The following is a 22,619-nucleotide window of genomic DNA, read 5'->3' as shown; positions in this document are numbered from 1 at the left end:
GAGCCAACAAGAGCTTAAAAAAAAAGGGGCCTGAAAACGGGCCCCTTTCTGCTGCGACCATTATGTGCCGAAGCGTGCCTCGCTGAGTGCCGCCGCCATCAGGGCCTTGGTATAATCCTCACGCGGATGATCGAAGACCTGTTCGGTATCGCCCTGTTCGACGATCTTCCCGTTCTTCATCACGATCACATAATCCGAGACTGCCCGCACGACCGCCATGTCATGGCTGATGAAGAGATATGACAGGCCATGGTCCTTCTGGAGGTCGCGCAGCAGGGTGACGATCTGCTTCTGCACCGAGCGATCGAGCGCGCTTGTCGGCTCATCGAGCACGATCACGCGCGGTTTCAGGATCATGGTGCGCGCAATGGCGATGCGCTGGCGCTGGCCGCCGGAAAATTCGTGCGGATAGCGGTTGCGCATGGCCGGGTCCATGCCCACCTCCCGCAAGGCTTCCTTCGCGCGGTGATCGCGCTCTTTCGCCGAAAGCTTCGGCTCGTGGATCAGAAGCCCTTCGGTGATGATGCGCCCAACGGTCATGCGCGGGCTCAGCGAACCGAACGGGTCCTGAAAGACAAGCTGCAATTCGCGGCGTTTCGGACGCATGGCCTGCGGATCACGCGGCAATTCCTGCCCGAGATAGGCAATGCGGCCTTCCGACTCGATCAGACGCAGGATCGCGCGCCCCAGCGTGGACTTGCCGGAACCGGATTCGCCCACAATGCCGATGGTCTGGCCTTCCTTCAGCGTCAGCGACACATTGTTGACGGCTGTAAGATAGTTCGCAGCGCCAATCCATGGCTTGTTGATGAGGAAATTGACCTTCACATTGTCGGCACGCACAAGCACCGGGGAATCGTCGCGGGGAGGGGCCTTTTCGCCTTCCGGCTCCGCGTCGAGCAGCATCCGGGTATAGGGATGTTGCGGCGCGGTGAAGAGCTTTTCCGTATCGTTGGTTTCAACCACTTCGCCGGAGCGCATCACATAGACCCGGTCGGCAAAGCGCCGCACGATGCCAAGATCGTGCGTGATGAAGACCACCGCCATGCCCAGCCGCTTTTGCAGATCGGCCAGCAGGTCCAGAATCTGCGCCTGAATGGTGACATCGAGCGCGGTCGTCGGTTCGTCGGCGATCAGGATGTCGGGTTCGTTGGCCAGCGCCATGGCGATCATGACGCGCTGGCGCTGCCCGCCCGACAGTTCATAAGGGTAGCTGTCGATGCGCCGTTCCGGCTCGGGAATGCCGACGAGCTTGAGCAGTTCAAGAATGCGCGGGCGCGCCTGCTTCCTGTTCATGCCGCGATGATAGCGAAGCGGTTCGGCAAGCTGGTCGCCAATCCGGTAAAGCGGATCGAGCGAGGTCATCGGCTCCTGAAAGATCATGGTGATCTTTGCGCCGCGGATATTGTTCAGCTTCTTTTCGGACATGCCGATCAGATCCTGCCCGCGATAGAGCGCCTGTCCGGTCGCATGGCCGTTCTGGGCCAGAAGGCCCATCATCGCCATGGTGGTCTGGCTCTTGCCGGAACCGGTTTCGCCCACAATGGCGATGGTTTCCCCGGCCTTGACGTCGAGATCGATGCCGCGCACGGCCTCCACCGGCCCGTCATGCGTGTCGAAAGTGACCTTCAGATCGCGCACGCTCAGAATGTTTTCAACTGTCATCTCAGCGGTCCTTCGGGTCAAGGCTGTCGCGCAGGCCGTCGCCAAGGAAGTTCAGCGCAAACAGGATGATGGTCAGCGTTGCGGCAGGCCAGATCAATTGCCAGCTTGCGCCGCGCATGTTCTGGGCACCTTCGGAGATCAGCAGCCCCAGAGAGGTGAGGGGGTCCTGAACGCCGAGGCCGAGGAAGGAGAGGAGGCTTTCAAGCAGGATCGCCTTCGGCACCAGCAACGTCACGAACACGATGACCGGGCCGAGCGCATTGGGAATGATATGGCGGGTGATGACGCCGCGCCGCGTCGCGCCGAGCGCTTCCGCGGCCTGCACGAATTCCTGCCGTTTGAGGCTCAAGGTCTGTCCGCGCACGATGCGGGCCATGTCCAGCCATTCCGTGGCGCCGATGGCGATGAAGATGATGAAAATGGATCGCCCGAAGAAGACGAGCATCAAGATCACGAAGAAGATGAAGGGCAGCGAATAGAGAATATCGACGAGCCGCATCATCACATTGTCGACGCGCCCGCCCAGATAGCCGGAAATGGCGCCATAGGACACGCCCAGAACCAGGGCCATGGCGGAGGCAAGCAGGCCGATGGCAAGCGACATGCGCACACCGATGAAGATGCGCGTCATCAAATCGCGGCCGAGATTGTCGGTGCCGAGCAGGAAATAATTGCGCGTCACGTCAAGCGTCAGCTTGCCCGAAAGACCATCCGCGGCAATCTCGATTTTCGGATTTCTGAACAGGTCCGAGCGCTGGAAATAGCGCAGCACGCGCTCGTCTGCCGGGCGCTGCGCGGTGAAATCGACAACGACATTGCTGCCGGTCAGTTCCGGCTCGCCGACTGCCTTCAGCCGCGCGCGCGCCAATAGCTGTTCAAGGCCGGGCATGATTGTATCCGTGCGCGGATAGGCTTCCAGGCTTGGGGCCACGCGCACGAATTGCGGATAGATCTTGTCATAGGGATGCGGGCTTATCATGGGGCCGAAAATGCCCAGAAATGCCATCAGCAGCAGGACGATGGCGCTTGTCACGGCTGCCTTGTTCTTGCGCAGGCGCAGCCATGCATCCTGCCAGAGCGAGCGGCTTGGAATTTCCAGCCTGGCTGTTTCCGTCGGTACAGTAAGATCAGTCATAGCGAACCCTCGGATCAAGCCATGCATAAAGAAGATCGACGATCAGGTTGAACACCACGACGAAGACCGAAATAACGACAACGGTGCCCATGACGAGGGTGTAATCGCGGCTGAGCGCCCCTTGCACGAAATAGCGCCCGATGCCGGGAATGCCGAAGATCGTCTCGACCACGACCGAACCCGTGAGGAGGGCCGCAGCCGTCGGGCCCAGATAGGAAACGGCTGGAAGCATGGCGGCGCGCAAGGCATGCACGCCCACGACCACGCGCGACGGCAGGCCATAGGCGCGGGCGGTGCGCACGTGATTGGCGCGCAACGCCTCGATCGTCGCGCCGCGCACGAGGCGCGCAATGACGCCGACCTGCGGCAGGGCAAGGGTGAGGACCGGCAATATCCAGTAGGTTATATTGGCCGAAGACCAGCCGCCTGCCGGAACCCAGCCGAGAATGACGCCGAACAGGAGGCTGAGGAGGGGAGCCACCACGAAATTCGGCGTGGTGATGCCGAATGTCGCCAGCGCAACGACGAAATAATCGATGGCCGAATTCTGTTTCAGCGCCGCCAGCGTGCCGAGAAAGGTGCCGATGATCGCGGCCAGGGTGAGGCCGAGCGTGCCGAGCATGATCGAAACCGGCAGGCCGGATGCGAAAAGATCGTTCACCGTGAAGTCACGCCGCGTGAAGCTTGGTCCAAGGTCGCCGTGCAGGAGATTGCCCAGATAAATCAGATACTGCTGCCACAGCGGCGCATCCATATTATAGGCCTTCTTGAGGTTCTCCAGGATCAGCGGGTCGATTGGCCGCTCAAGGTCGAAAGGTCCGCCGGGCGCAAGCCGGATCAGAAAGAAGGTCAGCGTGATGATGATGAAGATCGTGGGTATCGCACTACCCAATCGTCGGAGCGTATAGCCCAGCATGTTCTCTTTCCTCCTTTGCCGAGCCGTTTTTCAATGGCCCGGCAAATCCCATTAAAGGGATTGTTTTGCTTGTGCTTTTTTGAACATTTCCAGCAAAAGTGCGAAGCGGTTTTGCGTGGGGATAATGCGGCGAAACAACGGGCGGGAGCGGTTTCACCGCGCCCGCCTGAGCCGTTCTAGTTCTTGATGGACAGCCAGCGCGTGCCGTGCGAATTCATCAGGTTATCGTCGTAACCCGCAACGCGGTCGGCAACGAGAGCGGTGGATGAATAATACATCAGCGGCACGACGGCGCTGCCGTCGAGCAGGACTTTTTCCGCATCCGCAAGGATTTTGGCCCGTTCGGCGAGATCGGTGGTGGCGGCGGATTTCGCCATCAGCGCATCGTAATCCTTGTCAGACCATCCGGCATAATTGAAGTAATTGCCGGTGGTATAAAGCTCCAGGAAGGAATTCGGATCGTTATAATCGCCGATCCAGCCATCCCGGGCGATGTCGAACATCCCCTTTTCTTGAAGATAGTTGAAATAGGTGGTGCCTTCGACTTCATTGAGTGTCGCCTTGATGCCGATATTGCCCAGCATGTTGGCAATCGCCGCCATTGTATTCTTGTGGTTTTCGGACGTGTTGTAGCGCAGCGTCACCGAAAGGCTGCCCGGTTCCACGCCCGCTTCCTTCAAGAGTTCCTTGGCCTTGTCTTCGCGGTCCAGCACGTCCTCATCGGCGAAATCCAGCTTCGGCGCGTCCTTCACATAGTTTGCAATGCCGGGCGGCACCATGGAACTGGCCGGCAGCATCACGCCGCGCCAGACCTCCTCGGCGAGGAACTCGCGGTCGACCGCCATCGATATGGCGCGGCGCACGCGCGGATCATGCAGCTTGCTCGACGGTTCGCCCTTGATGTCCACATAATAGATGCCGAGATAGGGCGCGAGGTGGAATTCCTTGGCCAGGTTCTTCTTCACATAGTCCATCTGCTCGGCCGGAACATCGGAGCAGATATCGACTTCCTTCGCCTCGAAGCGGCGCATGCAGCTTGCCCGATCTTCAAACGGTATCCAGTTCACCGCATCGATCTTCACATTGGAAGCATCCCAATAATACGGGTTCTTCTTCATGGAGATCTTGTCGTTGGGATTGAAGCTTACAAGCGTATAGGCGCCATTGGTCACGATATTGCCGGGCAGGGTGAACTTGTCGCCGAATTTTTCGACCGCTTTCCTGTTGACCGGGAACCCGGTCTGATGGGTCAGCAATTCCAGGAAATAAGGGGCAGGGTTCTTGAGGGTGATCTGAAGCGTCTTGTCGTCAACGGCCTTCACGCCCAGCTGATCGACCGGCATCTTGCCGGTGGCGACTTCCTCGGCATTCTTGATGGCATAGAGAACGCTGGCATAGCCGGCGGCCGTCTTCGGGTCCATGATGCGGCGGAAGGAAAACTCGAAATCGCCCGCGGTCACGGGATCGCCATTCGACCATTTGGCATTATCGCGCATATGGAAGGTATAGGTTAGGCCATCGTCGGAAATATCCCACGAGGAGGCCGCGCCGGGAATGGCTTCGCCCTTCTCGTTCTGCATGAGCAACCCTTCGTAAAGGTCACGCAGAACACGGTTTTCCGAAACAGTGGTGGTGTGGTGCTGGTCCAGCGTTGCGGGATCGGTATCGTTGCCCCGGTTGAGCACTGTTTCTGCCGATGCGGCGCCGCTCAGCACCATCAGGCAAACGCCTGTCATCAAGAATCCGCGAACCATTGTTAAATCTCCCATATGCTTTTTAAAAAATATTTGCCCCGACAAAAGAGGGCCCTCCGGAACCGCCGGAAGAAAAAGGGCCGCGCCAGAAGGCGCAGCCCAGACTGAAAATTTATTGCTTGAACGACAGCCAGCGCGTCTTGTGGCTGTCCATCAGGTTGTCGTTCCAACCGTCAATCTTGTCCGAAACAAGCGCGCGCGACGAATAGTAAAGAATTGGAATATTGCTCATCTCATCGAGCTTGATCTGCTCGGCTTCGGCCAGAACCTTTGCACGGGCATCGAGATCGAGCGTCTTCTCGGCTTCGGCCATCTTCTTGTCGTAATCGGCGTTCTTCACCTTGGAATAGTTGAAGCTGACATCGCTCTGGCTGATGAAGAGGAAGTTCTGCGGATCGTTATAATCGCCGATCCAGCCGGCGCGGGCGATGTCGAACGGACCGTCATCGCGCATGAAGTTGAAATAGGTCGCGCCTTCGGTTTCGTTCAGCGATGCCTTGATGCCGATATTGCCGAGCTGGTCGGCGATGGCGGCCATCGTGTTCTTGTTGTTTTCGGAAGTGTTGTAGAGCAGTTCGATCGAAAGCGTGTTCGGCTCGACGCCGGCTTCCTTCAACAGTTCCTTGGCCTTGTCCTCACGCTCCAGCATGTCGTCGGAATAGTCGAGCTTCGGCGCATCCTTCACATAGTTGGCGATGCCGGGCGGCACCATCGAATAGCCCGGCAGCATGGTGCCCTGCCAGACCTGGTCGGCGATGAAGTCGCGGTCGATGGCCATGGAGATCGCCTGACGGACGCGGGGGTCCTTGAGCTTGCTGTCCGCTGTCTTGCCCTTGACCGGCAGGTAATAGACGCCGAGATAGGGCGCCATGCGGAATTCCTTGGAAAGGTTCTTTTTCACATAATCCATCTGCTCGGCCGGAACGTCGGAGCAGATCTGCACTTCCTTGGCCTCGAAGCGGCGCATGCAGCTTGAGCGGTCCTCGAAGGGTATCCAGTTGACCGTATCGATCTTCACCTGATCCGCTTCGTAATAATACGGATTCTTCTTCATCACGATCTTGTCGTTCGGGGTGAAGCTTTCCAGCATATAGGCGCCGTTCGTGACCATCTTGCCGGGCGTGGTGAACTTGTCGCCATTGGCCTCGACGCTTTTCTGGTTGAGAGGAAAGCCGGTCTGGTGGGTCAGAAGCTCAAGGAAATAGGGGGCGGGGGAGTTCAACGTGATCTTGAGCGTATGGTCATCGACGGCTTCGACGCCCAGCTGGTCCGTCGGCTTCTTGCCGCCGGCAATATCCTCGGCATTCTTGATGATGAACAGCATGCTGGCATAGCCGGCGGCCGTCTTCGGGTCCATCAGGCGGCGGAAGGTGAACTGGAAATCCCCGGCTGTGACCGGATCGCCGTTCGACCATTTTGCATCGTCGCGCAGATGGAACGTGTAGACCGTGCCGTCCTCGGAAATGTCCCAGGATTTCGCTACGCCGGGAATGGCCTTTCCGTCGGCGTCCTGAATGGTCAGCCCGTCATAGAGGTCGCGCAGCACGTTGCCTTCCGCGACAGTGGACGTACGGTGATGGTCGAGCGTCGCCGGATCGGTGTCGTTGCCGCGATTGAGAACGACTTCAGCCGAAGCTGCACCGGCCAGCGCCAGAAGACACACACCTGTCAGTAGGAATTTACGATACATCTTTGAACCCCTCCTTTGAAATTTATGAAATGGCTCGCATCTTATGGATAAGAACGCCACTTGCAAGAGAACTTATCAACTCTTTGACTTAATTAATATATTCACAAAATATTGAGCAATTTCCGTACCCGGTTTCGGGTACTGTTCCGGGCGGTTTCATCGTATTTACATCGATCGAATACCGCCGCCGCGTGCCGGAAAATGTCATGATTCCCGCGATTTGCGCGGTTTTGGCCTTCGTTGAAACAGGCTGCAAAGGCACGCGATTCGCCAACAGTTTCACGCACGGTTTTCACGGGCGGTCCCGCCATGATCCGCGCACGGAAGCGACAATCGGGATGCGGCGCAAACCGCATCCCGATTGTCGCATTCTTGAAGAGGATGAAGGATGGAGGGCTTACCCGGTCCTGGGGGACATCGCGGTCGCCGTCAATCCGTCCTGTCAACTCGAACTGATTGCACCCAGGCCTTCCACGAGCCGGTCCAGTTCGGCCTCGGTCGTATATATTGCAGGCGAAACCCTGAGACATGGACCTTTGGCCAGGCCGGTGCGCCGGACTGTCAGCACCCGGTGCTGATCGCGCAGGGCCGCCATCAGGGCGTTGTTGTCTTCCTTGCTGGTCTTTCCCTGGATGCGGAACGACGTTATGCCGGCATGCAGGCTGTCATCGTCGGGCGTAAGGATTTCAACAGCTTCAATGGCCCGCGCCTTTTTCACCCAATAATTGCGCAGATAGGTGAGGCGCATCTGCTTGCGTTTCGAGGTGATCGATTGATGCAGATCGAGCGCGGCCGGCACGGTCAAGGTTGCGGCGAAATTGGTCGTACCGGAATGAATGCGCGAGCGGATATCGTCTTCCGGCCAGTCTTCATCGGCCAGATCGCGATCGATATCGGCCAGTCTTTCCCGGCGAATATACATGAAACCCATGCCAATGGGTGCGCCAATCCATTTATGAAGGTTGAAGCCGACGAAATCGGCGCCAAGATCCGTTACGTTGAAATCGATCTGGCCCCAGGAATGGGCCGCATCGACCACCACGTCCACGCCACGGGCTCGCGCCATGTCGGCAATCTCGCGAATGGGCATAACAAGCCCGGTGCGATGCGATATATGGGTCAGAAGCAGCAGCTTCGCCTTGGGGGTCGCCTCCAGGATCGTGCGGTAGGCATCGAGTATGGCTTCTCGCGTTGCCGGCTCAGGAATAGCGAAGGTCTTGACCTCGACGCCCCTGCGGTTCGCCAGTGCATTCATCGCATATTGCATGGAATCATAGTCGAGATCGGAATAGATGACCGCGTCGCCCGGCTTCAGCTTGTTGTAGCCGGCAATCAGTTTTTGCAGGGCTTCCGTGGCGCCTCGGGTCAGGGCAATTTCCTCCGGTGCCGCGCCAACGGCAGCTGCAACGCGGTCGCGCGCATCCTCGGCATCCTTGCTGAAAACACTGCGGGCATAAATCGTATTCTGCCGGTTTACGCGCTGGGTGTTTTCCAGATAGGCCTGCAAAACGGGACGGGCCATGATGCCCCAGTAACCGTTTTCAAGATTGGCAATGGAACGGTCAACATCGTAGAGATCGCTGACGGCGGCCCAATAGACGCCATCCGTGGCAATAGCGGTGTCGTCGGCGGGCGGAAGAAGATCCGTTGTTTCTGCGGCTGATGCCTTGCCGATTGTTGCGGCCAGCGCTGTTGCCATACTGCCCATCAGAAAATGACGCCGTTCTATGCCTGACATTGAACTTATCCTTTTTACATCTATTCCATCAGCTTTCCGATTACTACTCTAATGTCACAGTTGGATGACTTTCATGTACATGGGCGCAGGACGTTGGGTGAACACGCCATGTGCAGCTTCGCGGCCGACGAACGGCTCGGCGCCGCAACGCTCATTTTGCAACAGTTCTGGAACTGCCGTGATGTTCCATACTCGTTGCTGGAGCAAGACCGGATGGTTCCATAATACATATTATCTGATCCAGCTGCATAGCCGGAGTGGGTTCAGCCTTGCGGTGCGACATGCCGATGAACCGGCGCGGTCGGCCGTGGTGGAAAACAGCCCTGCAAGCCTCCACCGCGCCCGTCATTGCGTCGCAGCCCTCTCCGGTCTGGTATGCCGCAGGAAGAAGACGAGCGGCATGATCACAATGGTGATGTACATCATCAGGCGGAAATTATCGGCATAGGCGATGGTTTCCGCCTGAACCGTAATCATCTCGTTCAACATGGCCTTGCCAGCCAATGTGTCGAGGTGGGCTGCCGCGCTGAAATGTTGGGCCGCGCGGCTATAGGGCGAGATATCGTTCGCCAGCCCCGCATGGACGATTGCCGCATTCTGCGCCAGCAGAAACGTCGTGACGGAGATGCCGACGCTGGAGCCGACATTGCGCACGAGACTGAAGAAGCCGGTGCCCTGCGTGCGCAGATCGGCAGGGATTGTCGCGAATGTGACCGTGCTCAGCGGCACGAAAACAAATCCCAACCCGAAACCCTGTATTATCCCGCTCCATATGAGCGTGGCCTGCGATACATCGGGCGTAAACATGCTCATCTGATAAAGCGCAACCGCGGTCAGCCCCAAGCCCGTCAGAAGCAGGTATTTCGTATCGACTATCGTGGTGAGTCGCCCCACGACGACCATTGCCACCATCGTGCCAATGCCGCGCGGTGCGAGCACCAGTCCGGCCATCAGGACCGAATAGCCCATCAACCGTTCGAGATAGGGAGCCAGCAGCGACAGCGTCGCCAGCAGGACCGCGCCGACGACGAAGATTAGCACCTGCCCCATCACGAAATTGCGGTCCACGAACAGGCGTTTGTCGAGAAACGGCTTTCGCGCCGTCACCGTATGCACGATGAAGAGGTAGAGCCCCAGAATGGTGAGGGCAAATTCGGTCTGGATTTCCGCCGATTCGAACCAGTTCAACTGTTCTCCCCGGTCGAGGAAGAGTTGAAACGCCGCAATGGCAAGGCCGAGCGTTGCAAAACCAAGCCAGTCGAGCCGGGCGAGCGACGATCCCTTCCTGCCTTCGAGGAAGCCGAAGGCCAGCAGCAGGGTCAACACGCCAAGCGGAACATTGACATAGAAGACCCAGCGCCAATCGTAATATTGCGTCAGCCATCCGCCGAGCGTGGGGCCGAGGATCGGCCCCAGCATGACGCCGAGCCCGAAAACAGCCATGGCCTGCCCGCGCATTCGTGCGGAATAATTGTCGAGGAGAACAGCCTGCGCCAGCGGCACCACAGGCGCGCCGAACGCGCCCTGAAGCATCCGGTAGATGACCATCTGCTCTATGCTGGTTGCGGTGCCGCACAGCATCGAGGCGACAATAAACCCGGCAACGCAGATGATGAAGAGCGGACGCCGGCCAAAGCGTTCTTCCAGCCAGCCGGTGGCCGGCGTCAGAATGGCGGCAGCGACGATATAGGAGGTCAGCACCCAGTTGATCTGGCTGCTCGTCGTCGCGAGACTGCCCTGCATATAGGGCAGCGCGACATTGGCGATGGTGGAATCCAGCGCCTGCATCAGTGTCGCCAGCATCACGCAGATGGTGATGGCGAGACGCTTCGACCCGGTCGCTGCGGTTGGGGAATGGGAAGCGGTTGCCGCCGCGTCAGCCATCAGTCGGCCCCCACCATTCCGGTCAGATCACGCCAAAGCGTGCCGAATGTGCGATGATAGCCCGTATTGATGGTGACGGTCGCCGTCGCGCCATCGCGCATGACGACATCGGGATGCGGCTTGGTGATCTTGATCCGCACCGGCATGCGCTGCACCACCTTGACCCAGTTGCCGGAGGCGTTCTGGGCCGGCAGGAGAGCGAAAACGGAACCACTTGCGGGCGTGATGCTCTGCACTTCGCCCTGCAAGGTCTGGTTCGGATAGGAATCGAGCACCACCGTCGCGGGATCGCCGACCTTGATATGGGTCAGGTCCGTTTCCTTGATATTGGCATCGACCCAAGCGTCGGAGCCGATCAGGGTGAATGCGGGATCGCCGACGGCAAGAAAGCTTCCCGGCTGGATATTTTCGACTTGAGTGACGGTTCCGGCAAACGGGGCAAGCACGCGGGTCAGCCTGACATTGCGCTCGGCAAGCTCGACCTCGGCCTTGGCGGCCAGATAGGGTGCGTGCTCATCTATCGGCCGGTCGAGCTTGCCGCCAAGCTGTGCGAGCGTGGAAGCCGCGCCCGACTCGGCCGCATTCTGCGTCTGTTTGGCCACCTGCAAGGCGCGCTGCGCCTGATCGAATTGCGCCCGCGTCTCGAACTTGTCTTGAACCAGGGCAGACACACGATCGAATTGCTCCTGCGCGAAAGTGACATCGTCCCTTGCCTGCGCCACGCTTGCCAGTTGCTGCTTGTAGGTGAGGATCAGGCCTGAGATTTTTTCGCTCGCCTGCACCAGATTGGCCTTTGCCTGATCGAGTTCGATCTGGAACGGCTCCGGGTCGATCTCAAACAGAAGGTCGCCTTCCCTGACGGACTGGTTCTGGCCGACTGCAACGCGGATAACCTGGCCGGAAACCTGCGGCGTGATCGCCACATCCGCCGCACCGACATAGGAATCGTCCTCGCTTACATATTGCCCTCCGCTGAAATAGAGCCACAGGCCGATGACGATCGCGACAACGGGACCGGCAATGAGCAAGGTCCGGCGTAACGCCGGATGTTTGGGAGACTGGTTTTGGGCGGATGAAGGCGCGATATCGGTGTCGGTCACAGTGTCCTCCGAGGCAATGCATCAAAAAAGCTTTGGTCGCCGATGCACAGCCTCGGCATTAACCACAATCCGGTTTGACGGCTCGTTTCCCCAAACGGGAAACGAACCGGGCAATATTCTGGGATCACATTAGCTATGTCGCGATTGCGTGCCGACAAGGTGCCGTTCAGTGCTTGCGCACAGTTTTTTTAGATTATTCTAATTTAATAATCGTGCCCGCTCAAAGTGCAGTGCCTGGCTGCCGGGGCTGTTTGGGCGGGCGATGCCTTGCAGGGCATCGCCCGGCCCTGCTTATTTATCGGAATGGAACTGCTCGATAATGCCCTTCGACTTGAGGTCGTTCAGCATTTCATCGTCCGTATCGGTCAGTTGCTGGAGAAGCATGTCGGTATGTTCACCCAGCATGGGCGCCGCACGCCTGTATTCCACCGGCGTTCCCGACAGCTTGATCGGGCTGCCCACCGTGACGAAATCCTTGTTCAACGGATGCGGAATCTGCACCAGCATATTGCGGGCCTTGACCTGCGGCTCGTCCAGCGCCCGTGCAATATCGTTGATGGCGCCGACGGGAACCCCGCGCGGATGGATCTTGCCGACCCACTCATCCGCCGTGCCCGTCAGGAAATGAGCCGCAAGAATGCCGATCACTTCCTCGCGATGGATCACCCGGTCGGAATTGCGCGTAAAGCGCGGGTCTTTCGGCAGGTCGGGCAAGCCGATGGCATCGCAAAGGGAAACGAACTGGGCATCGTTGCCGCAGGCGATAATGAAATCGCGGTCACTGGCCCGGAAGACCTGATAGGGCACGATGTTCGCATGCGCATTGCCATAGCGTCCCGGCGGTCTTCCCGATGCCAGATAGTTCTGGCTCTGGTTGCACAAAGCCGCCACCTGAACGTCCAGCAGCGCCATGTCGATATGCTGCCCCCTGCCCGTCTTGGCACGGCTGAGAAGGGCGGCCTCAATGGCGATGGCCGAATAGAGGCCGGTCATCAGATCGGCCACGGCAACGCCTACTTTCTGCGGGCCGCCGCCGGGTTTGTCGTCCCTTTCGCCGGTGATGCTCATCAGCCCGCCAATGCCCTGGATGATGAAATCATAGCCGGGTTCAGGCGCGCGCGGCCCGGTCTGCCCGAAGCCCGTGACCGAGCAATAGACCAGTCCGGGATTGATCGCCGAGAGCGTTTCGTAATCGAGGCCGTATTTGGCAAGCGAGCCCGCCTTGTAATTCTCGATCAGCACGTCGCATTCAGCCACCATCTTGCGCAGCAGGTCCTGCCCTTCGCGCGAGGCTATGTTGAGCGCGACGGAAAACTTGCCCCGATTGGCGGACTGGTAATAGGACGCCTCGCGTGTCGGGTTGCCCTGATCGTCCTTCATCCATGGCGGCCCCCAGTCGCGCGTGTCGTCGCCGGTACGCGGGCGCTCGATCTTGATGACCTCGGCGCCGAGATCGGCCAGAATCTGGCCGCACCACGGCCCGGCCAGAACACGGCTCATATCGAGAACGCGATATCCTGTTAAAGCACCCATTATCATTCACCTCGCCATGCAATCCCTTCACGAAAAGGGATGATCACGTATTCAGAGTGGTACATTCCTATTGACTAGAGCGGTTCCGGTTTAAACGGAATCGTCGGAACCGCTCTATCTATTTGTTTTCACGCATTATCCGACGCATCGAAGCGGGATCAGAAATCAGTCCAGTGGACTGATTTCCCCGCGTAGGCGCTTCGCACTTTTGGCTCGAAAATGCTCTAGCCTATATCCGGCTCCGCGGAGCGCAGGGAAAGGCCCAGCGCCGCCCTGCGGCGCAACCATGGGCTCGGCCTGTAGCGGGGATCGCCGGTCACCTCCAGCATGCGCGACAATATTTTCATGATGCGCGCGGTCCCAAGCGCGTCGCCCCATGCAAGCGGCCCCTGCGGATAGCCAAGGCCGAGCCGGACCGCCTGGTCGATATCGTCAGCCGTGGCGATGCCCTGCTGTGCGATGTCGCAGGCGAGATTGACGATGGCCGCCAGCGTCCGCTGCACGACGAAACCCACGCTGTCGCGGATCATCGTGACAGCCACGCCGTCACGCGCGAACAGGGCATGGGCCGCATCGCGGAAGGCAGGCCCGGTCGCAGGCGTCATCATCAGGGTCCGATGACGGTCGAGACCGGGCAGCATATCGATGCAGACCGTCCGCCGCGGATCGCTGCCCGCCAGTTCGCAGGCCGTCGTTGCGTCATATCCATAGGGCGCAAGCAGGCAAAGCGCTTCAGCGGAAGGCAGCGCGCCGGTTTCCACCGTCGCGCCGAGCGCGCGCAGCAAAGCCTGAAGCTGTTCCCTGTCCTCATCGCAATCCGCCGCGACCCAGACCGACGGCATGATATCGACCGCCGGAACGGGCTGCGGCGCGGGCGGCGCGACCATTTTTCCGTCTTCGTAGCGGTAGAACCCCTGCCCCACCTTGCGCCCGACATGGCCGCCTTCGAGCATCTGGCGCGTCAAGGCGGAAGGACGATAGCGCGGCTCCTGATAAAACTGGTCGTAGATCGATTCCATCACCGGATGCGAAACATCGAGGCCCGTCAGGTCGAACAGTTCCAGCGGTCCCATGCGGAATCCCGCCGATTCCCGGAGTATCCGGTCGATATCGCCGCGCGGGGCCACGCATTCACCCAATATCTTGAGCGCCTCGGTGCCATAGGCCCGGCCCGCGTGATTGATGATGAAGCCCGGCATGTCCTTGGCGCGGATGCCGTGATGGCCCATGCGTCTTGCCAGCGCCAGCAAGGCATCGCCCACAGCCGGATCGGTGGCAAGCCCGTCGATCACTTCCACCACTTTCATCAGCGGCACCGGATTGAAGAAATGGAAACCGGCGACCCGCTCGGGATGGCGGCAGACGCTCGCAATGCCGGTGACGGAAAGTGACGAGGTGTTGGTGGCAAGGATGCATTTCTCTGAAACCACGGCTTCCAGTTCCAGAAACAGCGCCTGCTTGACGTCGCGTTTTTCGACGATGGCTTCGACAACCAGGTCGCAGCCGGCAAGGTCCTGAAGGCTGCTGCACACCTCGATGCGGGAGATGGCGGCTTGCGCATCGGCGGCGGTGATTTTGCCCTTCTCCGCGAGCTTGCCCAAAGTGGAGGCAAGGCGGTCGCGCGCGGCCATGGCCGCGCCGTCGCGCGTATCGAAAATCTGCGTCGCCAGACCGGCTTGCGCGGCAATCTGCGCAATGCCCGTCCCCATCACGCCAGCGCCTGCGATGGCAATACGATTGATTGAAGGTTCCATGATCCTAGCGCCCGTTATAGATGGGTTTGCGTTTTTCGAGGAAGGCGGTTGCACCCTCCTTCTGGTCGTTTGAATCGAACAGAAGCTGGAAAGCCTTTCGTTCGAGCGCCAATGCGCCATCCAGCGGCAGATCGGCGCCGACAAGCATCACTTCCTTGATCTGCGCGACGGCGAGCGCGGGCAGGCGCGCAATTTCGGCGGCCAGCTCATGCGCGCGGGGCAATGTCCTGTCATTGGCGGTCATCTCGCTGATCATGCCGATCGACAGCGCTTCCGGCGCCGGAACCATGCAGCCGGTGAGCGCGATGCGCATGGCCTGGAATTTTCCCACCGCGCGGATGAGGCGCTGCGTGCCGCCCGCGCCCGGCATGAGGCCCAGCTTCACTTCCGGCTGGCCGAACACAGCGCCCTCGCCCGCAACGATGATGTCGCAATGCATGGCAAGCTCACATCCGCCGCCGAGCGCATAGCCGTTGACCGCGGCAATGACGGGCTTGGGGCAACGGGCGATGGCGTCCCAAAGATATTCCGTATGGCGAAGATACATCTCGACCGGACCGGCGGCAGCGAATTCACGCACATCCGCGCCGGCCACGAAACAGGTTTCCCCGCCCGTCAGCACGATTGCGCGCACGCTTTCATCCGCCGACAGGGCGCGGAAATGCGCGGCCAGCTGCTGGCGCGTCGCCAGGTTGAGCGCGTTTCTTGCTTCCGGTCGATCGACCCGGACTGTAGCAACCCCATTCGCATGTCGTTCGACCGACACGAACCTATCCCCGGGAGCAGTCAATCCATCCTCCTGAACTTTGGTTTCGCATAGCGAAATTCCATTTTGTTAGTTGGATAATGGGAAACTATTCGGCGCTTGTAAACAGAATTCACCGGTATTTGGGGATAATTGTGCTAACATACGGAAGGCGAAAGATAATTTTTTAGGGATAGGAATGGCGCTCATATTATGCTAGTTTCGCTATGCGAAATCAGATTTCACACTATTGACAAGCAAATCAAAATGGGGATTTTAAATGCGCAGCAGAACAGGCTCGGACGCTTCGAGACGGCAGGAACGCTCGGCCGAGATGCGGAAACCAGAAATGCTTACCCCCCTGGAAGCAGGAGTCGAGGAGGAGGATCGTCAATTCGTAACCGCGCTGGCCAGAGGGCTGGAGGTGCTCCGTTGTTTCACACCGACGGAAAACATCCTCGGCAATCAGGAAATCGCTCATAAGACAGGCCTTCCAAAACCCACGGTGTCACGGCTTACCCATACGCTCGTGCGGCTTGGATATCTGAGGCAGGATGCGCTTTCGGGGCTTTACCAGCTTGATATCGGGATATTGGGGCTTGGCTATGCCATGCTTTCCAACCTGATGATCCGAACGGTGGCATCCCCGCTGATGCAGGTTCTGGCGGATTACGCCAAAGCCGCAGTGGCCATGGCCGCCCGCGACCGGCTGTCGATGGTTTACCTCGACGTGGTCCAGGGCGAAGCCAACATGACGATGCGCCGCCAGATCGGCAGTACGCTGCCGCTGGTGGGGAGTTCTGTAGGCAGGGCCTGCCTTGCGGCCATGCCGGAGGACGAACGCAGCTTCATTCTTGAGCATATCCGCCAGCGCGAACCTGAAAACTGGCCATCGATCCGCAAGGGACTGGATCGGGCGCTCCGCGATTTCGAGGACTATGGCTATTGCCTGTCCATCGGCGAGTGGCATCGGGACGTCAATTCCGTGGCGGTGCCTCTCGTGCACAAGCAATACGGCGTGCTCGTCTTCAACTGCGGCGGACCGAGCTTCCAGCTTTCACCCGAAAAGCTGGAGGACGACATCGGCCCCCGCCTGATCGAGATGGTTCACAATATCAGCTCCGCTGTCCCCTGATATGCCGGAAAGCGGAGCCTTGCAGAGACAAGCCGGAAACGGCGCATAGGAGATTGCATGATCCGCGACCCGGAAACACTTGAAATTCTGCGCGACACTGTCAGCCAGTTCGTTTCGGAAACGCTCATCCCGCGGGAAAACGAAGTCGCCGAAACAAACGCCATTCCGGCCGATATCATCGCGCAGATGAAGGAGCTCGGCTTCTTCGGCCTCACCATCCCGGAAGAATTCGGCGGGCTTGGCCTGACGATGGAGGAAGAGGTCAATATCGCATTCGAACTGGGGCGGGCCTCGCCTGCCTTCCGTTCCTATATCGGAACGAATAACGGCATCGGATCGATCGGCATTCTGATCGACGGCACGGATGAGCAGAAGCGCAACTATCTGCCGAAGCTGGCCAGCGGCGAGCTTCTCAGCTCCTTCTGCCTGACCGAGCCGGATGCAGGCTCCGACGCGGCCTCGCTGAAAACCACGGCGGTGCGCGACGGCGATTTCTACATTCTCAACGGAACCAAGCGTTTCATTACCAATGCGCCGATAGCCGACGTCTTCACCGTCATGGCCCGCACCGCGGCCGATGTCAAAGGCGCGGACGGCATCAGCGCCTTCATCGTCGAGCGCAACAGCCCCGGCCTTTCCCTCGGCAAGCCGGATGAGAAAATGGGCCAGAAAGGCGCGCTCACCAGCGACGTCATCTTCGATAATGTCCGGGTTCCGGCCAGCCAGCTGATCGGCGGCGTTGAAGGAAAGGGCTTCAAGACGGCGATGAAGGTGCTGGACAAGGGGCGCCTGCATATTGCCGCGCTGAGCACCGGAGCGGCGGAGCGCATGCTTGCCGATACGCTGGCCTATGCGCTCGATCGCAAGCAGTTCGGCAAGCCGATTGCCGAATTCCAGCTTATTCAGGCCATGCTCGCCGACAGCAAGGCGGAGATCTATGCGGCCAAATGCATGGTTCTCGATGCCGCGCGCAAACGCGACAGCGGGCAGAACGTCAGCACCGAAGCCTCCTGCGCCAAGATGTTCGCAACCGAAATGTGCGGCCGCGTGGCCGACCGCTGCGTGCAGATTCACGGCGGCGCCGGCTATGTCAGCGAATATGCCATTGAGCGCTTTTACCGCGATGTTCGCCTTTTCCGCATCTACGAGGGAACGACCCAGATCCAGCAGATCGTCATCGCAAGAAACATGATCCGCGAAGCCCGGCGCTAACCGGACTTTTCAATGAACCGGCATTCGGACAGTGGCGCGGCGATGGCCGTGCAACTGAACGGTGGGAGTATGCCTTCTGAGGAGCACACGCAGACCAATGCGTACAGTAAATGAAAAGACCGCAATCGAAACGTCACGCGCAGCCGTGAAGCCTGAACAGAGCAGAATCTGGATTCTGGTGTTCATTTTCAGCTTTCTGGGGCTGATGATCGACGGAGCAGACCTGATGCTCCTTTCCTACAGCCTGACCAGCATCAAGGCTGAATTCGGCCTCACCTCCGTTGAGGCGGGAAGCCTCGGCAGCATCACGCTGGTCGGCATGGCCATCGGCGGCATCTATGGCGGATGGGCCTGTGACCGTTTCGGCCGCGTGAAGACGGTTACATGGACAATCGTGCTGTTTTCCATCGGCACGGCGGTACTGGGCCTGACCCACAGCTATGCGCAGTTTGCCGCTGCCCGCTTCGTGTCCTCGCTCGGACTGGGCGCGCTCTATGTGGCGTGCAATACGCTCATGGCGGAATATGTGCCGACAAAATACCGGACAACCGTTCTGGGCACGCTCCAGGCGGGCTGGTCTGTCGGCTATATTGTCGCCACCGTTCTCGCGGGCTGGATTCTGCCGACCTATGGCTGGCGCTATCTGTTCTTCGTGGCGATCGTACCTGTCATCATCGCTCTTTTCATGCACAGGACCGTGCCGGAACCCGAGAGCTGGCTGAAGGCCAGGGCCGAGCATGAGCGCGGCAGCAGCAAATCCACGGCGACCCGCCAGGAAGGCGCCTTCAAGGCAATCTTCGGCAACCCGCAGGCGCGCGCGCTGTTCATCCTCTGGGCGCTGACGGCAGGCTTCCTGCAATTCGGCTATTACGGCGTGAACAACTGGCTTCCGTCCTATCTGGAAACCGAAATGGGCATGAACTTCAAGTCCATGACGGCCTATATGGTGGGCAGCTACACCGCCATGATCCTGGGCAAGGTTCTGGCCGGCATTGCCGCCGACTGGCTTGGCCGCCGCGCGGTCTTCGCCTTCGGCGCACTCGGCACCGCCGCCTTCCTTCCGATCATCGTGCTTTACCACAGCCCTGACACCATCCTGTGGATGCTGGTGGTGTTCGGCTTCCTCTATGGCGTGCCTTACGGCGTCAATGCGACCTATATGGCTGAAAGCTTCGAGGCCAAATATCGCGGCACGGCTGTCGGCGGCGCCTATAATATAGGCCGCGCGGGCGCTGCCCTTGCGCCGGTCGCCATCGGCTTCTTCGCAAGCCAGCTTTCGATCGGCTTCGGTTTCCTCGTGATGGGCGGCGCCTATTTCATCTGCGGCATCATTCCCGCTCTCTTCATACGGGAAAAGCAGTTCGACCCCGAGAAGCAATGATCGCGCTTCCCCGTGAAAAGGCCCCGGCAAGGGGCCTTTTTATTGATAACCGTCCAATGGTCGCGCAATTGCCATATGGCCTGCCGCGATCAACACGGGAAATGCTCCAATCATATTGAAAATCTCGCGGCGTGGCTTTATGCGAGAGCAATCTTCCATATTTTTCCATGGCAGAGACGTAATGAAATTTTGTTTGCCGGGCTCAGCAGGAAATCTATTGCGCCAGGCCGACACCCGCATCGGAGGAGAGCCAGCATGGATTTCACCCTGACACGCCGTCAGACATTGATGGGGCTTGGCGCGCTGGGGATCAGCACCGCTTTTGGCGCGCCCGCCCGCGCGGCCACGCGCAATCTGGCTGTGCTCCATCTGGCAAGCCATGCGCCGAGCTATATCGCGCATGAGCGCGGCTATTTCAAAGATGCCGGGCTTGATATCGAACTGAAATTCTTCGAAGCGGCCCAGCCCATGGCCGTCGCCATTGCTTCCGGCGACGCCGATTTCGGCGTGACGGCGATGAGCGGCGGGCTGATCAGCCTCGCCGACAAGGGCGCGATCAAGGTGATCGGCGGTGCGCTTGCGGAAGAAAAGGGCATTACCGGCAATATCATTCTGGCCTCCAACAAGGCCTATGAGGGTGGACTGACCGAACCGTCCAGGCTGGCGGGACACAGTTTCGGCATCACCACGGCGGGATCGTCCTTCCATTTCATGGCGCACAAGATTGCCAAGGCCAACAATATTGCGCTGTCTGAAATTCAGCTCCGCCCGTTGCAGAAGCTGGGCGCCGTGGTCGGCGCCCTGTCGACGGGGCAGATCGACGCCTGGGCGATCCAGCCCAATATCGCGAAGAAGCTGATCCGCGAAGGTGCGGCAAAGCAGATCGGCCTCGTTTCCGATTATGCGCCCGATTATCAGGTCACGACGGCATTCACGTCTACCAGGAATGCGAGCGAAGAGCGCGCCATGACGGAAGCTTTCGTCAAAGCTTATTCCAGGGCAATCGACGATTATAATGCGGCCTTCGTCGACAACACGGCAGACGATGCCGCGCGCGACGACATTGCGAAAATCGTGCACAAATATGTCGAAAGCGACAGCCCGTTCGAGACTGCCAAGCAGAACCTGATCGACGGCGCGATGCGCATCAACAAGGGGCTTGCCCTGTCGCTCAAAAGCAGCGTGGAGCAGCTTGACTGGTTCCGCGCCGAAGGCATGGTCAAGGAAGCTGTCACGCAGGAAAAGCTGTTCGACACATCCTACGTCAAGACGATTTGAGAATGAACATGCCGTGCCCGGCGCGTCATGCCGGGCACGAGGACTGGAGTTGAAATGGATCTGCAACTGAAAAACATCAGCCATTTTTATGGTCCGGTCGAAGTTCTGAACGATATTTCGCTCACCATCCCGCAGGGGCAGATCGTCTGCCTGATCGGCCCTTCGGGCTGCGGAAAATCCACGCTCCTGCGTTTTCTGGGCGGTCTCGAACGCCCATCTGCGGGCGAAGTGCTGCAAATCGGCACGCCGCCGGAGAATTCGCTCAATCCCCTCACCTATGTTTTCCAGCATTTTGCCCTGCTGCCCTGGCGCAGCGTGGAAGGAAACATCAAGCTGGTGCTGGAGGATCACGGTCTTGGCCGCGCCGAAATGGACCGGATCGTCACCAATGTTCTGGAGCGCACCCGGCTTTCGGATTTCCGGCAGGCACTGCCCAAGCAGCTTTCGGGCGGCATGCGCCAGCGCGTGGCGATCGCACGCGCCCTGTCGGTTCGCCCTGCCGTCATGCTGATGGACGAACCCCTGTCGGCGTTGGACAGCCAGACGCGGGAGCTGCTGATGGATGATCTGATCGCGCTGTGGACCCGCCAGCCCTTCACCTCCGTCTATGTCACCCACAATCTCAACGAAGCTGTGCGGCTTGGCCATCGGGTGGTGGTGCTGTCGCGCAGGCCGGGACGGATCAGGCAGATTGTCGACATCGATATTCCCCTTTCCGAACGCCATCTCGGCGATCCGGTTCTTGAGGAAAAGCAGAAGCAGCTCTGGGAACTGATGCGGGCGGAAGCACAGGCAGCGGATCAGGAGTTGATCAATGGTTGAGATCGCAGACGTGAAACCGTCCGGCCAGATTGCCCACTCAGTGCCTGTTCGCCCGGTGCCTTTCCGGGGCGGCGGCTTCGCGCCGCAGCCGGTGCGCCATATGGCCCTGATCCTGTTCGTGGCGCTTCTGGCGCTGGCGGAAATCGGAACCCGCAGCGGCTTCATATCCAATCTGACGCTGCCGCGCCCGTCTGCGGTGCTGGAAACCTTCGTCCAGCTCTGGCAGAGCGGCCTTTTGTGGCAGCATCTGCTGCCGTCGCTGCGGCGGCTCGTCGTCGGCGCCAGCCTCGGCATCGCGGTCGGCGTCAGCCTCGGCGTGATGATCGGCCTGTTCAGCTATATCCGCGCCGGTCTGGTGCCGCTTGTGGCCGCGCTCTTCCCGATCCCGAAAATCGCGCTCCTGCCGCTCTTCGTGATCTGGTTCGGCATCGATGAAATGTCGAAATATATGCTGATTGCCTTCGGCACCTTCACGCCCACCGTCGTCGCCACCTATGGCGCGGTGGACAATGTGGACCGTTCGCTGGTGCGCATGGGCCAGAGTTTCGGGCTTGGATGGTGGTCGATCGTGCGCAAGATCATCCTGCCCGGCGCCTTTCCGGCGATCCTGTCCGGGCTCAGGGTATCGATCTCCATCGCCATCATTCTGCTGGTCGCAGCCGAAATGCTGGGCGCCCAGTTCGGCGTCGGTTCCTATATTCTGGAAGCCGGGTCGCTCTACGATCTGGAAAAGCTGTTTGCCGGGGTCACGATCCTGTCGGTGATGGGGCTGATCGTCAATTTCATCATCGGGCAGATCGAGAAGCGCTTCCTGACCTGGCGCGGCTGACCGCAATAATATTTCGTATAGGCCGGTTTCTGTCGATAGAATGAAATG

17 protein-coding genes are annotated in these 22,619 nt (G+C 59.4%); 6 read left to right on the top strand and 11 right to left on the bottom strand.

All coding sequences use genetic code 11. The features are described from left to right. Positions 1-60: 60 nt before the first annotated feature. The 11 genes from AVM02_RS09175 to AVM02_RS09125 form a co-directional block, all read right to left on the bottom strand. Positions 61-1,665, bottom strand: coding sequence for an ABC transporter ATP-binding protein (locus tag AVM02_RS09175; RefSeq protein WP_411506662.1), 1,605 nt, complete (start codon positions 1,663-1,665; stop codon positions 61-63). A 1-nt stretch (position 1,666) separates the two neighbouring features. Beyond that, complete coding sequence (locus tag AVM02_RS09170; RefSeq protein ID WP_411506661.1) at positions 1,667-2,800, bottom strand: ABC transporter permease; 1,134 nt, start codon at positions 2,798-2,800, stop codon at positions 1,667-1,669. After that, entirely contained in the window at positions 2,793-3,716 is a 924-nt protein-coding gene (locus AVM02_RS09165; RefSeq protein ID WP_104754580.1) for an ABC transporter permease, read from the bottom strand. Before AVM02_RS09165 ends, AVM02_RS09170 begins: the two co-directional genes overlap by 8 nt. Before the next feature lie 176 nt (positions 3,717-3,892). Further along, positions 3,893-5,470 carry a peptide ABC transporter substrate-binding protein gene (locus tag AVM02_RS09160; RefSeq protein WP_411506660.1) on the bottom strand — a complete coding sequence of 526 codons (1,578 nt, stop codon included), beginning with the start codon at positions 5,468-5,470 and terminating at the stop codon, positions 3,893-3,895. Positions 5,471-5,582: 112 nt separating this feature from the next. Beyond that, positions 5,583-7,160, bottom strand: coding sequence for a peptide ABC transporter substrate-binding protein (locus AVM02_RS09155; RefSeq protein ID WP_411506659.1), 1,578 nt, complete (start codon positions 7,158-7,160; stop codon positions 5,583-5,585). Positions 7,161-7,602: 442 nt separating this feature from the next. Beyond that, positions 7,603-8,898 (bottom strand): aminotransferase class V-fold PLP-dependent enzyme, encoded by a 1,296-nt coding sequence (locus tag AVM02_RS09150; protein ID WP_411506658.1) that lies wholly within the window; start codon positions 8,896-8,898, stop codon positions 7,603-7,605. A 345-nt stretch (positions 8,899-9,243) separates the two neighbouring features. Beyond that, a complete protein-coding gene (locus AVM02_RS09145; RefSeq protein WP_411506657.1) occupies positions 9,244-10,782 on the bottom strand; it encodes a DHA2 family efflux MFS transporter permease subunit in 1,539 nt (512 codons plus the stop codon). Continuing rightward, positions 10,782-11,882, bottom strand: a complete 1,101-nt coding sequence (locus AVM02_RS09140) for an HlyD family efflux transporter periplasmic adaptor subunit (protein WP_411506656.1) — start codon at positions 11,880-11,882, stop codon at positions 10,782-10,784. Before AVM02_RS09140 ends, AVM02_RS09145 begins: the two co-directional genes overlap by 1 nt. Before the next feature lie 291 nt (positions 11,883-12,173). Then, entirely contained in the window at positions 12,174-13,415 is a 1,242-nt protein-coding gene (locus AVM02_RS09135) for a CaiB/BaiF CoA transferase family protein (protein ID WP_411506655.1), read from the bottom strand. Positions 13,416-13,639: 224 nt separating this feature from the next. Further along, complete coding sequence (locus AVM02_RS09130; protein ID WP_411506654.1) at positions 13,640-15,169, bottom strand: 3-hydroxyacyl-CoA dehydrogenase; 1,530 nt, start codon at positions 15,167-15,169, stop codon at positions 13,640-13,642. A gap of 4 nt (positions 15,170-15,173) precedes the next feature. Then, on the bottom strand, positions 15,174-15,959 hold the full coding sequence (locus AVM02_RS09125) for an enoyl-CoA hydratase (protein WP_411506653.1): 786 nt from the start codon (positions 15,957-15,959) through the stop codon (positions 15,174-15,176). Positions 15,960-16,194: 235 nt separating this feature from the next. Between AVM02_RS09125 and AVM02_RS09120 the strand changes: the two genes are divergently transcribed. The 6 genes from AVM02_RS09120 (at position 16,195) to AVM02_RS09095 (ending at position 22,571) form a co-directional block, all read left to right on the top strand. Further along, positions 16,195-17,049 carry an IclR family transcriptional regulator gene (locus AVM02_RS09120; protein ID WP_411506652.1) on the top strand — a complete coding sequence of 285 codons (855 nt, stop codon included), beginning with the start codon at positions 16,195-16,197 and terminating at the stop codon, positions 17,047-17,049. 57 nt (positions 17,050-17,106) lie between these two features. After that, complete coding sequence (locus AVM02_RS09115; RefSeq protein ID WP_411506651.1) at positions 17,107-18,261, top strand: acyl-CoA dehydrogenase family protein; 1,155 nt, start codon at positions 17,107-17,109, stop codon at positions 18,259-18,261. A 97-nt stretch (positions 18,262-18,358) separates the two neighbouring features. After that, on the top strand, positions 18,359-19,642 hold the full coding sequence (locus AVM02_RS09110; RefSeq protein ID WP_411506650.1) for an MFS transporter: 1,284 nt from the start codon (positions 18,359-18,361) through the stop codon (positions 19,640-19,642). A 255-nt stretch (positions 19,643-19,897) separates the two neighbouring features. After that, complete coding sequence (locus tag AVM02_RS09105; RefSeq protein ID WP_411506649.1) at positions 19,898-20,920, top strand: ABC transporter substrate-binding protein; 1,023 nt, start codon at positions 19,898-19,900, stop codon at positions 20,918-20,920. 54 nt (positions 20,921-20,974) lie between these two features. Then, complete coding sequence (locus AVM02_RS09100) at positions 20,975-21,742, top strand: ABC transporter ATP-binding protein (RefSeq protein ID WP_411506648.1); 768 nt, start codon at positions 20,975-20,977, stop codon at positions 21,740-21,742. Then, positions 21,735-22,571, top strand: a complete 837-nt coding sequence (locus tag AVM02_RS09095) for an ABC transporter permease (RefSeq protein WP_411506647.1) — start codon at positions 21,735-21,737, stop codon at positions 22,569-22,571. The genes AVM02_RS09100 and AVM02_RS09095 overlap by 8 nt, the downstream gene beginning before the upstream one ends. Positions 22,572-22,619: the final 48 nt, after the last annotated feature.

Origin of the sequence: Brucella anthropi (assembly GCF_046630315.1) — a bacterium.
Lineage (GTDB): Bacteria > Pseudomonadota > Alphaproteobacteria > Rhizobiales > Rhizobiaceae > Brucella > Brucella anthropi_A.
This window is presented reverse-complemented; position numbering and strand designations above follow the sequence as displayed.